The organism is Mesorhizobium sp. P2_F7, assembly GCF_056403695.1.
The window spans coordinates 288,162-302,172 of the sequence record NZ_JBFUFA010000005.1; the positions used below are offsets into that span (position 1 = coordinate 288,162).

The following is a 14,011-nucleotide window of genomic DNA, read 5'->3' on the forward strand; positions in this document are numbered from 1 at the left end:
GCTCCGCCAGACTTCCTTGTGGATGATGTTGGCGACTTTAGCCCCGCCTGACTCGGGCTCCTTTCAAGTGAAGGCGTCAGCCATCGACGCCTTCTTCGTCGCGATGTAGTCCTTCAACCCGTCGTCGATACCCGGATCGAGATACGGCGCCTCGTAGCTCTCCAGCCAGCGGCGGGCGAGATCGTTGGCGCGTTGCGGTGCGGTCTTTTCGCCTTCGGCCAGCCACTGCTCGTAGGAATTGTTGTCGGCGATGCTGGAGCGGTAGAAGGCGGTCTGGAAATTCGCCTGCGTGTGGTCGCAGCCAAGATAGTGGCTGCCTGGACCAACCTGGCGGATGGCGTCCATCGCCTGGCCGTTTTCCGACAGGTCGACACCTTCGGCGAACTTCTGCTGCATGCCGAGCTGGTCGATGTCCATCATGAATTTTTCGTAGCAGGAGGCGAGCCCGCCTTCGAGCCAGCCGGCCGAATGCAGCACGAAATTGGTACCGGCCAGAATGGTCGAGTTCAGCGTGTTGGCGCTCTCATAGGCTGCCTGTGCGTCCGGAACCTTGGAGGCGCAGAGCGAGCCGCCGGTGCGGAACGGCAGGCCGAGCCGGCGCGCCAGCTGTGCGGCGCCATAAGATACCAGCGACGGTTCCGGCGTGCCGAAGGTCGGCGCGCCCGACTGCATCGAGATCGACGAGGCGAAGGTGCCGAACAATACCGGCGCGCCCGGACGGATCAGCTGCGTGAACGAGGCGCCGGCCAGCACTTCGGCCAGCACCTGCGTCAGCGTGCCGGCGACCGTCACCGGGCTCATCGCGCCGGCAAGGATGAACGGCGTGACGATGCAGGCCTGGTTGTGGCGCGAATAGACTTTCAGCGCGCCGAGCATGGTTTCGTCGAACACCATCGGCGAGTTGGCGTTGATCAGGCTGGTCAGCACGGTGTTGTTTTCAACGAAATCGTCGCCGAACACGATCTTGGCCATGGCAACCGTGTCTTCGGCCCGCTCCGGCGCGGTCACCGAACCCATGAACGGCTTGTCGGAATATTTTATGTGCGAATAGACCATGTCGAGATGGCGCTTGTTGACCGGCACGTCGACCGGCTCGCACACCGTGCCGCCCGAATGGTGGATGGACGGCGCCATATAGGCGAGCTTCACGAAATTCTGGAAATCCTCGATCGTGGCATAGCGCCTGACCCCGTCGAGATCGCGCACGAAGGGCGGGCCGTAGACCGGTGCGAAGACGGTGGCGTTGCCGCCGATCTGCACCGAACGTTCGGCATTGCGCGCATGCTGGGTGTAGATGGGCGGCGCGGTCTTGAGCAACGAGCGGCACAGGCCCTTGGGAAAATGCACGCGCTCGCCCTTGACGTCGGCGCCGGCCTCTTTCCACAGTTGCAGCGCCTCGGCGTCGTCGCGGAAGATGATACCGATCTCTTCCAGCACCGTGTCGGTGTTGTTTTCGATGATCGCCAGGCCTTCCTCGTTGAGGACCTCATAAATGTTGATCTTGCGCTTGATGTAGGTGAGCTGCGTGCCCGGTCCGCCGCCCGAGCGCGCCGCGCGCCTTGCCGCCGCGCCGCCGCTGGCCGCACGCCCGCGTCGCGCATTGGACGCTTCCTGGTCGACTGACGCGTTCTCACTCATGATCGTTTTCCCTAAAAAACCGTTTGCGGCCGCATATCGCGGCTTCTCGCCCGGATCGTAGCCATGCACCCTATTGGAAACGGCCCGCCAGCGCCAACGCCTGTCGCAAAATCGACAAGAATTCCAATAGATTTGCGGTCGCTTTCCTTTTGCGGGAAGTCGCAAATCAGCTATGGATACACGCCCCCGCCGGGTTAGGTATTGACGCGATAAATTTGAGCCGCCGCGATCTTATCCCGCGCGGCAAGGAGCCTGAGAAAAATGTCCGACGACGAGATCATCCTCTCCGAGCTTTCCGACGACGAGTTGGTGCAGCAGATGCACGACGATCTCTATGACGGGCTGAAGGAAGAGATCGAGGAAGGCACCAACATCCTGCTCGAGCGCGGCTGGGTGCCCTACAAGGTGCTGACCGAGGCGCTGGTCGAAGGCATGCGCATCGTCGGCGAGGATTTCCGCGACGGCATCCTGTTCGTGCCGGAAGTGCTGCTGTCGGCCAATGCCATGAAGGCCGGCATGTTCATCCTGCGCCCGCTGCTCGCCGCCACCGGCGCGCCCAAGCAGGGCAAGATGGTGATCGGCACCGTCAAGGGCGACATTCACGACATCGGCAAGAACCTCGTCGGCATGATGATGGAAGGCGCCGGCTTCGACGTCATCGACCTCGGCATCAACAATGCGGTCGAGAAATACCTCGACGCCATCGAGCAGCACCAGCCCGACATTATCGGCATGTCGGCGCTTTTGACCACGACCATGCCCTACATGAAGGTCGTCATCGACACGATGAAGGAAAAGGGCATTCGCGACGACTACGTCGTGCTGGTCGGCGGCGCGCCGCTCAACGAGGAATTCGGCAAGGCCGTCGGCGCCGACGCTTATTGCCGCGACGCGGCGGTGGCGGTCGAGACCGCCAAGGACTTCATGAAGCGCAAGCACAACGTGCGCGCTTCAGCCTGATCTTTTCAGCAAGGCGTCTGGCCAACAATCGAAAGCCGCGCCTTGCAGCGCGGCTTTTTTGTTCCCAGCTATTGGAACGGATAGCGGCGTCAGGGTTTGGTGACGGTGTCGTCGACGGCTTTCGCGGTCGATTTGATATCCCGGCCGACACCGCGAACGGTGTTGGCACAGGCCGTAAGAGCCAGGACGCAAGCAAGGATTGCGATCGGCGCAACGCGTAACAGTTTCATGGACGGTTTATCCCTCTCTCGATAGATTCGCCCCACAGCAACGAAGGCCGCTTCGACCAGGTTCCATGGCCAGGAAACAAAAAACGAAACCGAATCAAGACGACAGGCTGCTGGTCATCGCCTGCGGAATGATCGCGCGCGAAGTTTTGGCCGTCAAGGAGCAGCTCAAGCTCGACCATCTCGACTTGACCTGCCTGCCGGCGGAGTTCCATTTCTACCCCGACCGCATCGCGCCGGCCATGGACAAGGCGATCGAGAAGGCCAAGGCGGACGGCTATAGCAACATCTTCGTCGGCTATGCCGATTGCGGCACTGGCGGCATGCTTGACCGGGTGCTGGAGAAGCACGGCGTCGAGCGCATGGCCGGCCCGCACTGCTTTGCCTTCTACCAGGGCATGGATGCGTACGCGAAGGTCGCCGACGACGACATGATGTCGTTCTACATGACCGATTTCCTCTGCCGCCAGTTCGATGCCTTCTTCATGAAGCCGCTTGGCCTCGACAAGCATCCCGAGCTGATCAAGGACTATTTCGGCAACTACGAGAAGCTGGTCTACATCGCCCAGACCGACGATCCGGAGCTCGACAAGGTTGCCGAGAAGGCCGCAGCCCTGCTTGGTCTCGCCTATGAGCGCCGCTCGACCGGCTATGGCGATCTGACGGCTGGGTTGGCGCAGGCCGCCGCACACGCCTAACGGTCAAGGCAATTCCACAGCCAGCGACGTCAGTACGTCGGCAAAGCTCGTCCTGCAGACAAAACCCAGCCTGTCCCTCGCCCGCGATGCGTCGTAGACGCGGTCAATGGAGGAAAACATCGTCCAGCCTTTTCGCGCGTAGAGCGCCGGGTAGTCCGGGAAATAGCGCTCGACCACAGACGGCGCGTGGGCAATCAGCGCTTCGCAATCATCGGGCCCGAACGGCGTCGGCGCCGAAACGATGAAGATGTCGAAGCCCAGTTGCGGTGCCTTTGCCAGCGCCGCAACATGAGCCTCAGCCGTATCCTCCACCGTCAGCCGACGGAAGAGCAACTCATTGGCCTTGGTGTTGGCGTCCGATTGCTCGATTGCATCAGCCATGTCGTCGGCCTCGGGAAAGAAGCGCGCCGTGCGCAGCACCACCACCGGCAGGCCGTGCTCGATATGATAGAGCCGGCACAGATGTTCGGCCGCAAGCTTGGTGACGCCGTAGATGTTGCGCGGCTCGGGCGACATCGCCTCCGTCAGCCAGGCAGCCCTGCGGGCGCCGCCTTTGAAACCGTCGCGAATGGTTTGCGAGATCATCAGCGATGTCGTCGAGGTGAAGACGAAGCTCTGAACACCGAAGGCAACGGCGGCATCAAGCAGGTTGAGCGTACCCTGCACGTTGGTGGCGACGAAATCGCTGTTGGCACGGCTCTGGATGTTGGGCTTGTGCAGCGCGCCGCTGTGGATGATCGCCTCGATCCGGTTGTCCTGGACGGTCCGCATAACCAGCTCACGATCGGCGATCGAGCCTACAACACGCGTCTCGGTCGAGGCGACGGGATCAAGCCCGGTGACATCGTGACCAAGGCTGCGCAAGAGTGGCGCCAGCGTTAGGCCCAGCCAGCCAGACGACCCCGTGAGCAAGATTCTCATTCGGCGCACCATGATTTTTGACAGTGAGGCTGTTAAGCACGGATGACAGCAGCGGACGACACCATAAAGCCGGTATTAGCCGGCCGGATCGTCGCTGCAGACACCAACTGCCATTTCATAGCCAGGGAGTCCCACATGATCCTTCGTCCTCTGATCGCCGTCCTTGGCCTCATCTGCCTCTCTCTGCCCGCTCACGCCGACGGCGAGGTGCAGAAGGTCATCACGCCGGCCGACAAGGTGCGCCTCGACAAATATGGCGAGACCCGCAAGGCGGCCCTGGCCGAGGCGAAAGCGGGTGACCCCGCAGAAGTCAGCCAGCTCGACGCGTTGCTGGCGAAGCCGCTGGTGGCCTTTTCCGACAAGGATCTGACCGGCAACTGGCAATGCCGCACCATCAAGGCTGGCGGCATCAGCCCGTTGGTCATCTATGGCTGGTTCAAATGCAAGGTGAGCGACGACGGCTCAGGCTGGCGGCTGGAAAAGATCAGCGGCTCGCAGCGCACCACCGGGCGTTTCTTCGATGATAGCGAAAAGCGCTCCATCTATCTCGGTTCCGGTTATGTCAATGACAACAAGCCGAAGCGCTATGGCAGCGGCCCGGAAAGCGACCAGGTCGGCTATGCTTTCCGCAACAGCGCCAATGCATGGCGCATCGAATTCCCGGCGCCCTACTACGAATCACATCTCGACATCATGGAATTGAAGCGCTGATCCACGGGCCTCTCACGGGCACGGTCATCAAGATTTAACCGGCGTCGGCACAAAGTTCAGCCGGGCGACACACGGCAGATGGGTGCGCGCCCGCAAGAAGGCGCGCCATGGCTTCAGCTGACAAGAACAATGCCGCAATCGTCGTCGTCACCGAAGGCGGGCCGCACATCTGGGCCATCGTCAACGCCATCGCCGACCGCCTCGGCCCTGTCAGCGTCATCCTCGAAAGCCCTGAATCCAAAAAGCAATTGCTGCTCGGCCGCGCTCGCCGCCAGGGCTGGCTTCTAGCCATTGGCCAGCTCGGCACGATGGTGCTGACCAGGCTCGGCAAACGCTTTTTCACCGGCCATGCGGCGCGGCTGATTGCCGAACAGAAACTTGAGACCGAGCCGAAGCCGGGACAAAAGATCATCCACGTCTCTTCGGCCAACGCGCCGGATTGCCTGCGGGCGATCACCGATATCCGGCCGGGCGTTGTGCTGCTTGCCGGCTGCCGGCTCTTGTCCCGGCAAACGCTGGCGAAAATATCAAGTCCGGTGCTCAACTATCACGCCGGCATCGCGCCGAAATACCGCGGTATGAATGGCGGCTACTGGGCGCTGGCTTCCGGCGATTCCCAGAATTTCGGCACCACCGTTCATCTGGTCGATGCCGGCGTCGACACGGGCGGCGTGCTGAAACAGGCGCGCGGCAAACCTGAGCCCGGCGACACCATTTCGAGCTATGCGTTGCGCCAGGCGGCGTTCTCGCGCGACATCTGCGTCGAGGCGGTCCGCGATGCGCTGGCCGGCAAACTTGTCACGATCGACCCCAGCCTGCCGTCGAAACAATGGTACCACCCGACGATCTGGTTCTATCTCTGGACCGGCCTCACGAAGCGGGTCTGGTAGTCGGGTTTCGCCCGCGAATCTCGCCTTTCTTTTTGCGACTCCCAATAGCGTCGCTTTTGAATGCGCGCGCGTCGTCCCATAACAAGCAGCCCCACTGCGCATCCGGCAATGCTCGCTCCTGCTGAATAGAGTGGTCGAGCGTCCTTCATGCGTCCAAGCGGACGCACCGCGCTCGGCAGGGAGTGAGAATTCATGGCCGATCTGATCGTCGTCTACTGGCGCGACATCCCAGCCCAGGTCATCGTCAAGAAAGGCCGGCAGAACGCCAAGCGCGAACTGCCGCTGCGTTTCACCGAGGCGATCGACATGTGCGCCATGCGCACCGGCGCTGGCGGCACCGACGATTACCTCGCCGAATGGCGCAAGGCCGAACCGGTCCCGGTCGGCGACGATCTCGAAGCCGAGGTCGAGAAGGCCTTTCAGGAGCTCGATGCGAAATACGACCGCGAGCGGCTGGTCGCTCTGGTCAAGGCGGGCGGGAAAGAACATGTCTGAGACGCAACCGGCGGTTACCCAGGCCACCCTGGTCAAGAAGGCAGCGCCGAAATCCGACTACAAGCCGGCCGATGTGTCGCCGCAGCGGCGGGTGCAGCGCTCGTTTGCAGTCAGATTATGGTCCATTCGGCACTCGCGATTGCTCGAATGGTTCTACTCCAGATTCGCCGACATGTTCCTGCTTCTCCATCCTTTGTGGAAAGGCCTCGGCTACGGGCGGGTCGAAGCCCCGGTCAAGTTCGTCGAGAAGCGCGTCAAAGGCTTCATGTTCGACTGCCGCATGTGCGGCCAGTGCATCCTGTCGTCGACCGGCATGTCGTGCCCCATGAATTGCCCCAAGCAGCTGCGCAACGGCCCTTGCGGCGGCGTGCGCGCCAACGGCAATTGCGAGGTCGAGCCCGATATGCCGTGCGTCTGGGTCAAGGCCTGGGAAGGCTCGCAAAACATGGAGCATGGCGACAAGATCCTGACCGTGCAGAAGCCGGTCGACCAGTCGCTGCGCGAAACATCGGCCTGGCTGCGGGTGACAGCGCAGTCGGCAGCAGCCCGCGAAGCCGCGGCCAATGCCAAACCCGGAGCCGCCGCATGATCGCCCGCCAGCGCGACGAGAACCCGGCCGGCATCCATCTGCCGCTCGATCCCTTGCCCGGTCACTCCTCCCGCGGCCGGCTGGAGCGCGTGTTGCGACGTGGCGAATTCGCCGTGACCACCGAGCTCAACCCGCCCGACAGCGCCGATCCCGAAGACGTCTACAACAGGGCGAAGATCTTCGACGGCTGGGTCGACGCGATCAATGCGGTCGATGCCTCCGGCGCCAACTGCCACATGTCGTCCGTCGGCATCTGCGCGCTTTTGACCCGCATGGGTTACGCCCCGATCATGCAGATCGCCTGCCGCGACAAGAACCGCATCGCCATCCAGGGCGATGTGCTGGGTGGTGCCGCGATGGGCGTCGCCAACATGCTGTGCCTCACCGGCGACGGCGTGCAGGCCGGCGACCAGCCCGGCGCCAAGCCGGTGTTCGACCTCGATTCGATGTCGCTGCTCGAAACCTGCCGCATCATGCGCGACAACGGCAAGTTCCTGTCCGGCCGCAAGCTGACGACGCCGCCGCAGATTTTCCTCGGCGCCGCCGTCAATCCGTTCGCGCCGCCCTTCGACTTCCGCCCGATCCATCTCGGCAAGAAGATCGCCGCCGGCGCCCAGTTCGTGCAGACGCAGTACTGCTTCGACGTGCCGATGTTCAGAACCTTCATGCAGAAGGCGCGCGATCTCGGCCATACCGAAAAGGTCTTCATCCTGTGTGGCGTCGGCCCGTTGGCCTCGGCCAAGACGGCCAAATGGATCCGCTCTAACGTGCCCGGCATCCATATTCCGGACGCGATCATCAAGCGGCTGGAAGGCGCGCAGGACCAGAAGAAGGAAGGCAAGCAGCTCTGCACCGACATCATCAACGAGGTGAAGGAAATCCCGGGCGTCTCCGGCATCCATGTGATGGCCTACCGCCAGGAGGAGTATGTCGCCGAGATCGTCGATGAATCAGGCGTGCTGAAGGGCCGCCAGCCGTGGAAACGTGAGATTCGCCACGACGACCAGATGGTCGCCGACCGGCTCGACCGCATATTGCATGACGAGATTACCGAAACACAGGTGGACATGGTAAAGACCGCGCACTAAGCCCGGCCGAGCACCAGACCTGGAACGAAACCAGACACGATATGAAGAAGCACTTTATATCAGGCGGAGAGACTTCATGACCCGGACCATCGTCGCCTCGGCGACACGAGAGATCATCATCGGCTTCGACCAGCCCTTCTGCGTCATCGGCGAGCGCATCAACCCGACCGGCCGCAAGAAGCTGGCCGCCGAGATGATCGCCGGCAATTTCGAGACCGTCATCAAGGACGCGCTGGAACAGGCCGCCTGCGGCGCCACCATGCTCGACGTCAATGCCGGCGTCACCTCGGTCAATCCTAACGAGACCGAACCCGGCCTTCTCGTGCAGACGCTGGAGATCGTGCAGGGCCTGGTCGATCTGCCGCTGTCGATTGATAGCTCCGTTACCGCCGCCATCGAGGCCGCTCTCAAGGTCGCCAAGGGCCGCCCGCTGGTCAACTCCGTCACCGGCGAGGAAGAAAAGCTCGAAGCCATCCTGCCGCTGGTCAAGAAGTACAACGTCCCGGTCGTAGCCATCTCCAATGACGAGACCGGCATTTCGATGGATCCGGACGTCCGCTTTGCCGTCGCCAAGAAGATCGTCGAGCGCTGCGCCGATTTCGGCATCCCGGCGCATGACGTCGTCGTCGACCCGCTGGTGATGCCGATCGGCGCGCTGGGCGATGCCGGCCGCCAGGTGTTCGCGCTGCTGCGCCGTCTGCGCGAAGAGCTCAAGGTCAACACCACTTGCGGCCTCTCCAACATCTCGTTCGGCCTGCCGCACCGCCACGGCATCAACGCCGCCTTCATCCCCATGGTGATCGGCGCCGGCATGACGAGCGCCATCATGAACCCGGTGCGCCCGCAGGAAATGGAAGCCGTGCGCGGCGCCAATGTGCTGAACGGCACCGACGAAAACTGCACCAACTGGATCAGGACCTACAAGGACTACAAGCCGGCCGAAGGTGGCCAGGCGGTAGCTGCACCCACGGCCGTCAACGCGCCGGGCGACGCTGCTGCCAATGGTGGCCGCCGCCGTGGCGGTCGCGAAGCCCGGATGGGTCGAGGATAAGCGCGCAATCGTGAACTCGCCTGCAAACATTACCGATCCGCTCGTGCTGTTCATGCCGTCAGGCAAGCGCGGGCGGTTTCCCGTTGGCACATCGGTGCTCGATGCCGCGCGCCAGCTCGGCGTCTATGTCGAAAGCGTCTGCGGCGGCCGCGCCACCTGCGGACGCTGCCAGATCGAGGTGCAGGAAGGCAATTTCGCCAAGCACAAGATCGTCTCGTCCAACGACCACATTTCGCAGAAGGGCGCCAAGGAAGAGCGCTACGAGCGCGTCCGCGGCCTGCCCGAACGGCGCCGCCTCTCGTGCTCGGCGCAAATCCTCGGCGACCTCGTCATCGACGTGCCGCAGGACACGGTCATCAACGCGCAGACCATCCGCAAGGATGCCGACACCCGCGTCATCGCCCGCGATGCGGCGATCCGCATGTGCTATGTCGAGATCGAAGAACCCGACATGCACAAGCCGCTTGGCGATCTCGACCGCCTGAAGATCGCCTTGATGAAGGATTGGGGCTTTAAAAACCTCGAATTCGATTTCTATCTGATGCCGCAGGTGCAAGGCATACTGCGCAAGGGCAACTGGACCGCGACCGCCGCCATCCACAAGGATGCCGAGAGCGACATCGCCCGCGTCATCGCGCTGTGGCCTGGCCTCAAGAACGAGGCCTATGGACTGGCCTGCGACATCGGCTCGACCACAATCGCGATGCATCTGGTGTCGCTGCTGTCAGGCCGCGTCGCCGCTTCCTCGGGCACGTCTAACCCCCAGATCCGCTTCGGCGAGGATCTGATGAGCCGCGTCTCCTATGTGATGATGAACCCGGACGGCCGTGAAGGCATGACGGTCGCCGTGCGCGAGGCGATCTCGGGTCTCGTCGACAAGGTCTGCGCCGAAGGCAATGTCCAGCGCAACGACATCCTGGATTCCGTCTTCGTCGGCAATCCGATCATGCACCATCTGTTCCTCGGCATCGATCCGACCGAGCTTGGCGGCGCCCCCTTCGCGCTCGCCGTCTCGGGTGCGGTGCGCATCAAGGCCTCCGATATCGGCCTGAAGCTCAACCAGGGCGCCCGCCTCTACATGCTGCCCTGCATCGCCGGCCATGTCGGCGCCGATGCGGCCGCCGTTACGCTGTCGGAAGGCCCGCATCGCCAGGACGAGATGATGCTGATCGTCGACGTCGGCACCAATGCCGAGATCGTTCTCGGCAACCGCGCGCGGGTCGTAGCCGCTTCTTCTCCGACCGGCCCAGCCTTCGAGGGCGCCGAAATCTCCGGCGGCCAGCGCGCCGCCCCAGGTGCCATCGAGCGCGTGCGCATCGACCCGGACACGCTGGAGCCGAAATACCGCGTCATCGGTTCGGAACTGTGGTCCGACGAGCCGGGCTTCCTCGACAGCGTGCAGGCGACCGGTGTCACCGGCATTTGCGGTTCCGGCATCATCGAGATCGTCGCCGAGATGTATCTCGCCGGCATCATCTCCGAGGATGGCGTCGTCGACGGGTCGCTGGCCAAGCGCTCGCCGCGTGTCACCGCCAATGGCCGCACCTTCTCCTATGTGTTGAAGGAAGGCGAACCCAAGATCACCATCACCCAGACCGACGTGCGCGCCATCCAGCTGGCCAAGGCGGCGCTCTATGCCGGCACCAAGCTTTTGATGGAAAAGCAGAACACCGAGCACGTCGACCGCATCCATTTCGCCGGCGCCTTCGGCTCCTTCATCGATCCGAAATACGCCATGGTGCTCGGCCTGATCCCGGACTGCGACCTCGACAAGGTGTCAGCCGTCGGCAACGCCGCCGGCGCCGGCGCGCGCATGGCGCTGCTCAACCGCGGGTATCGCCGCGAGATCGAGGATACGGTCAGCCACATCGAGAAGATCGAGACAGCGCTTGAGCCGAAATTCCAGGAGCATTTCGTCTACGCCATGGCGCTGCCGAACAAGGTCGACCCGTTCCCGAAACTGTCGGCGGCGGTGAAATTGCCGCCGCGCAAGACGGTCAGCGAAGACGGCGTTGCCGGCGACGCCGCCCCGCGCCGGCGCTCCCGCGAGGGCCACGCGGCCAGGCGCAGCCGGGAATAGGCCGGCCGCCAAGGCCGGCGAATTCTTTCAATTTCATTTGTATGCAAATGTTTCCAGATCGCACCGATCTGGAAACCGAAGCGCTGTTTTGGCGCAATCCATCCGATACAGACGTGAAGCATTTAACGGACATCGAATGGCGCGCCGGACTAATCCGCCGTCACAACGCTTCAAAGGAGAATGACGATGTTCAACAGCCTCGGCCGTTTTCGTGCGGCCATCAAGCATGCCCAGTCCGTCCGCGCCATGAACAGCCTGCCGCCCGAAGTGCAGAAGGACCTTGGCTGGCCCGTGTCGCCGCGCATCGACGCCCAGGCCAACCTGACGCGCCTGATCCTGGGCTCGGGCCGCTGATGACCTTCGCCGACAAGTGCAAATTGCTGACCAAACGCCGGGGCCGCCGCGTGGTCCCGGCGACGACCGACATCAAGCTGCGCGCCGCGCTGCTGCCGCGGCGCTGAGCGCATTTGCGGGAAAACTGCAAACTCGGTTGATCAAACAACCGTGTTGCGTTGGGCCAAATTCTTGACATTTCGGCTGGAGGTACGATGTTCGAGATAGTGGGGGAATTCTCTTAGTCGGCTGCGGCCAAGCTTGTGTATTCGAATGCCCAGTTTCAAAAGTCACCTCGTTTCCTTCATACTCCGGCATAGCCGGAAGAAGGCGTTTGCCAGCCCGGAAAATCTGCAGCGCTGGATCGCCTATGCACGCAAGACCGAGGACTACCATCCGCCGGCATTGCTGCGTGAACGGCTCGATATCACCGAGCGCAGCGTCGATGGTTTTCCTGTCTACGAGATCAGGCCGAAGGCCGGCGAGCGCCGGCGCATCCTCTACATGCATGGCGGCGCCTTTGTCTTCCAGATCACCTCCTATCATTGGGGGCTGATCGCCGAGATGGCCGAACGGCTGGGTTTCGGCATCACCGTGCCGATCTACCCCATCGCGCCCGAACACGATTTCCACGCCATGTTCGGCATGGTCGGCGACGTCTACCGGCAGATGCTGGATGAGACGGACGCCGAAGACATCGTCTTCATGGGCGATTCCGCCGGCGGCAACATGGCCGTGGTGCTGACCATGATGGCGGCCGAAGAAGGCCTGCCTTTGCCCTCGCGCCATGTGCTGATTTCGCCCGGGCTCGACATGTCGCTGTCCAACCCGGAAGTGTTCGAGGCGGAACGCAACGATCCGTGGCTCGGTATATCAGGCGGGCTGGAGGCGATCCGCATGTACAGCGCCGGCATCGATCGCAGCGACTGGCACATCAGCCCGCTCTACGGCGACCTCTCGGTGCTGCCGCAGACCCTGCTTCTGACCGGCTCGCACGACCTGCTCAGTCCCGACAATCTGATCTTCGCCAAAAAGGCGCGCGCTGCCGGCGTCGATATCGACGTCGTCTACGAGGAAGGCATGTTCCACGTCTGGCCGCTGATCGAGATGCCGGAGGCGCGCCGCGCCAGGGATAGCATCGTCACTTTCTTGGCCGGTGAGCCCACCAGGCGGCGCGCAACTGCGCGGCGCAGAGCGCGAACCGCCTTCGCGGCGCGCCCTGCCGAAGCAGCGGAATAGAGCAATTCCAGGAAAAGTGTGCAGCGGTTTTCCGTCCGGAATTGCGTCAGATAAAGAAGATCAGAACTTCCCGGTTTCCCGGAACAGCTCGAAGGTCGCGCGGATATGGTCGGCGACGGCCTTGACCGGCGCGCTGGCGTCCGGCGACACCACCATCGCCAGATTGTAGGTGCCGATATCGGGCATGCCGTCCTTCGGGCAGAGTTCGACCATGTCGTTGCCGAGGAACGACTTCGGCAGCGGCGCAACCGCGAGATCCGACATGATGGCGGCGCGCTGGCCGGCCGTATGCGCACTCATATAGGCGATGCGGTAGTTGCGGCCCTCACGGCTCAGCGCATCGAGCGCGCCGGCCCGCCAGGCGCAGCCCTCTTCCCACAACGACACTGGCAAAGGCTCGCGCAGATGCGCGCTGCCGCCCTTGGCGCCGGCCCAGACGATCGGCTCCGTCAGCAGCACCTCGGCGCCGAGCGCGCTGGTCTTGTAGGAATTGGTCAACAGCGTGATGTCGAGCGCCCGGTCGTCCATGCGGCGGCGCAGATTGCTGCTTTGGTCGATGGTGACGTCGACGGCAATCGACGGATGCGATTGCGCGAAGCGCTTCAAGACATGTGGCAGCACGCGCTCGCCGTAGTCGTCCGGCGATCCGAGCCGCACCACACCGACGATCTCGGGGATGATGAACTTGGACACCACCTCGCGGTTGATCGACAACAGCCTGCGGGCATAGCCGAGCAGCATCTCGCCATCGGTGGTCAACGTCACCGAGCGCGCATCGCGCGCGAAGACCGAGCGGCCGAGGATGTCCTCGAGCTTCTTGATCTGCATGGAGACCGCCGACGGCGTACGGAACACCGCATTGGCCGCGGTGGTGAAGCTGCCGGTCTCCGCAATGGCCACGAAGGTGCGCAAAACGTCGAGATCGAGCAGCGGCAGCGGATGATTGAGTGGGGCGTTCATCGGGATCGACCTTCAATTTTTCTGATGTGAAGCATCATTCCATTTCGTTTGATTGAACATCAGATTGGGAGGATAGTCAACTCCATCGAAGGCAGGACGTGCCCTGGGTCGAAAAGCTCCTGACACAAAAC

Annotated in this window: 15 protein-coding genes; 11 read left to right on the forward strand and 4 right to left on the reverse strand. The window is 62.8% G+C overall.

Features of this window, described 5'->3' with window-relative positions; all coding sequences use genetic code 11:
- Positions 1–63: 63 nt before the first annotated feature.
- Positions 64–1,638: a trimethylamine methyltransferase family protein gene (locus tag AC1DZ8_RS20010; protein WP_477307402.1), complete on the reverse strand. Its 1,575-nt coding sequence runs from the start codon at positions 1,636–1,638 to the stop codon at positions 64–66.
- Between the two features lie 261 nt (positions 1,639–1,899).
- On the opposite strand from AC1DZ8_RS20010, the gene AC1DZ8_RS20015 reads away from it, so the two are divergent.
- The gene (locus AC1DZ8_RS20015) at positions 1,900–2,598 is read left to right on the forward strand and encodes a corrinoid protein (RefSeq protein WP_027029468.1); all 699 of its coding nucleotides are present in this window, start codon (positions 1,900–1,902) and stop codon (positions 2,596–2,598) included.
- Between the two features lie 89 nt (positions 2,599–2,687).
- Here AC1DZ8_RS20015 and AC1DZ8_RS20020 read toward each other — a convergent pair whose 3' ends face one another.
- Positions 2,688–2,828, reverse strand: coding sequence for an entericidin A/B family lipoprotein (locus AC1DZ8_RS20020; RefSeq protein ID WP_023670401.1), 141 nt, complete (start codon positions 2,826–2,828; stop codon positions 2,688–2,690).
- 65 nt (positions 2,829–2,893) lie between these two features.
- Here AC1DZ8_RS20020 and AC1DZ8_RS20025 point away from each other — a divergent pair, with 65 nt between their 5' ends.
- Entirely contained in the window at positions 2,894–3,523 is a 630-nt protein-coding gene (locus AC1DZ8_RS20025) for a DUF1638 domain-containing protein (RefSeq protein ID WP_477307405.1), read from the forward strand.
- Between the two features lie 3 nt (positions 3,524–3,526).
- Here the strand turns inward: AC1DZ8_RS20025 and AC1DZ8_RS20030 are convergent, their stop codons facing one another.
- The gene (locus AC1DZ8_RS20030) at positions 3,527–4,444 is read right to left on the reverse strand and encodes an NAD-dependent epimerase/dehydratase family protein (RefSeq protein WP_477307407.1); all 918 of its coding nucleotides are present in this window, start codon (positions 4,442–4,444) and stop codon (positions 3,527–3,529) included.
- Between the two features lie 135 nt (positions 4,445–4,579).
- On the opposite strand from AC1DZ8_RS20030, the gene AC1DZ8_RS20035 reads away from it, so the two are divergent.
- The 9 genes from AC1DZ8_RS20035 (at position 4,580) to AC1DZ8_RS20075 (ending at position 12,920) form a co-directional block, all read left to right on the forward strand.
- A complete protein-coding gene (locus AC1DZ8_RS20035; protein WP_477307409.1) occupies positions 4,580–5,155 on the forward strand; it encodes a DUF4893 domain-containing protein in 576 nt (191 codons plus the stop codon).
- A 107-nt stretch (positions 5,156–5,262) separates the two neighbouring features.
- Positions 5,263–6,045, forward strand: a complete 783-nt coding sequence (locus AC1DZ8_RS20040) for a formyl transferase (protein ID WP_477307410.1) — start codon at positions 5,263–5,265, stop codon at positions 6,043–6,045.
- Positions 6,046–6,237: 192 nt separating this feature from the next.
- Positions 6,238–6,540 carry a virulence factor gene (locus tag AC1DZ8_RS20045; protein ID WP_477307412.1) on the forward strand — a complete coding sequence of 101 codons (303 nt, stop codon included), beginning with the start codon at positions 6,238–6,240 and terminating at the stop codon, positions 6,538–6,540.
- Positions 6,533–7,129, forward strand: coding sequence for a methylenetetrahydrofolate reductase C-terminal domain-containing protein (locus AC1DZ8_RS20050; protein ID WP_477307414.1), 597 nt, complete (start codon positions 6,533–6,535; stop codon positions 7,127–7,129). Before AC1DZ8_RS20045 ends, AC1DZ8_RS20050 begins: the two co-directional genes overlap by 8 nt.
- Positions 7,126–8,217 (forward strand): methylenetetrahydrofolate reductase, encoded by a 1,092-nt coding sequence (locus AC1DZ8_RS20055; RefSeq protein ID WP_477307416.1) that lies wholly within the window; start codon positions 7,126–7,128, stop codon positions 8,215–8,217. The genes AC1DZ8_RS20050 and AC1DZ8_RS20055 overlap by 4 nt, the downstream gene beginning before the upstream one ends.
- A 76-nt stretch (positions 8,218–8,293) precedes the next feature.
- Positions 8,294–9,268, forward strand: a complete 975-nt coding sequence (locus tag AC1DZ8_RS20060) for a methyltetrahydrofolate cobalamin methyltransferase (RefSeq protein ID WP_477307418.1) — start codon at positions 8,294–8,296, stop codon at positions 9,266–9,268.
- Positions 9,219–11,348 carry an ASKHA domain-containing protein gene (locus AC1DZ8_RS20065; RefSeq protein ID WP_477307420.1) on the forward strand — a complete coding sequence of 710 codons (2,130 nt, stop codon included), beginning with the start codon at positions 9,219–9,221 and terminating at the stop codon, positions 11,346–11,348. The genes AC1DZ8_RS20060 and AC1DZ8_RS20065 overlap by 50 nt, the downstream gene beginning before the upstream one ends.
- A 186-nt stretch (positions 11,349–11,534) precedes the next feature.
- Positions 11,535–11,702 carry a hypothetical protein gene (locus tag AC1DZ8_RS20070; protein ID WP_477307422.1) on the forward strand — a complete coding sequence of 56 codons (168 nt, stop codon included), beginning with the start codon at positions 11,535–11,537 and terminating at the stop codon, positions 11,700–11,702.
- A 252-nt stretch (positions 11,703–11,954) separates the two neighbouring features.
- Positions 11,955–12,920 carry an alpha/beta hydrolase gene (locus tag AC1DZ8_RS20075; RefSeq protein ID WP_477307424.1) on the forward strand — a complete coding sequence of 322 codons (966 nt, stop codon included), beginning with the start codon at positions 11,955–11,957 and terminating at the stop codon, positions 12,918–12,920.
- A gap of 60 nt (positions 12,921–12,980) precedes the next feature.
- Here the strand turns inward: AC1DZ8_RS20075 and AC1DZ8_RS20080 are convergent, their stop codons facing one another.
- A complete protein-coding gene (locus AC1DZ8_RS20080) occupies positions 12,981–13,880 on the reverse strand; it encodes a LysR substrate-binding domain-containing protein (protein ID WP_023670389.1) in 900 nt (299 codons plus the stop codon).
- Positions 13,881–14,011 lie beyond the last annotated feature (131 nt).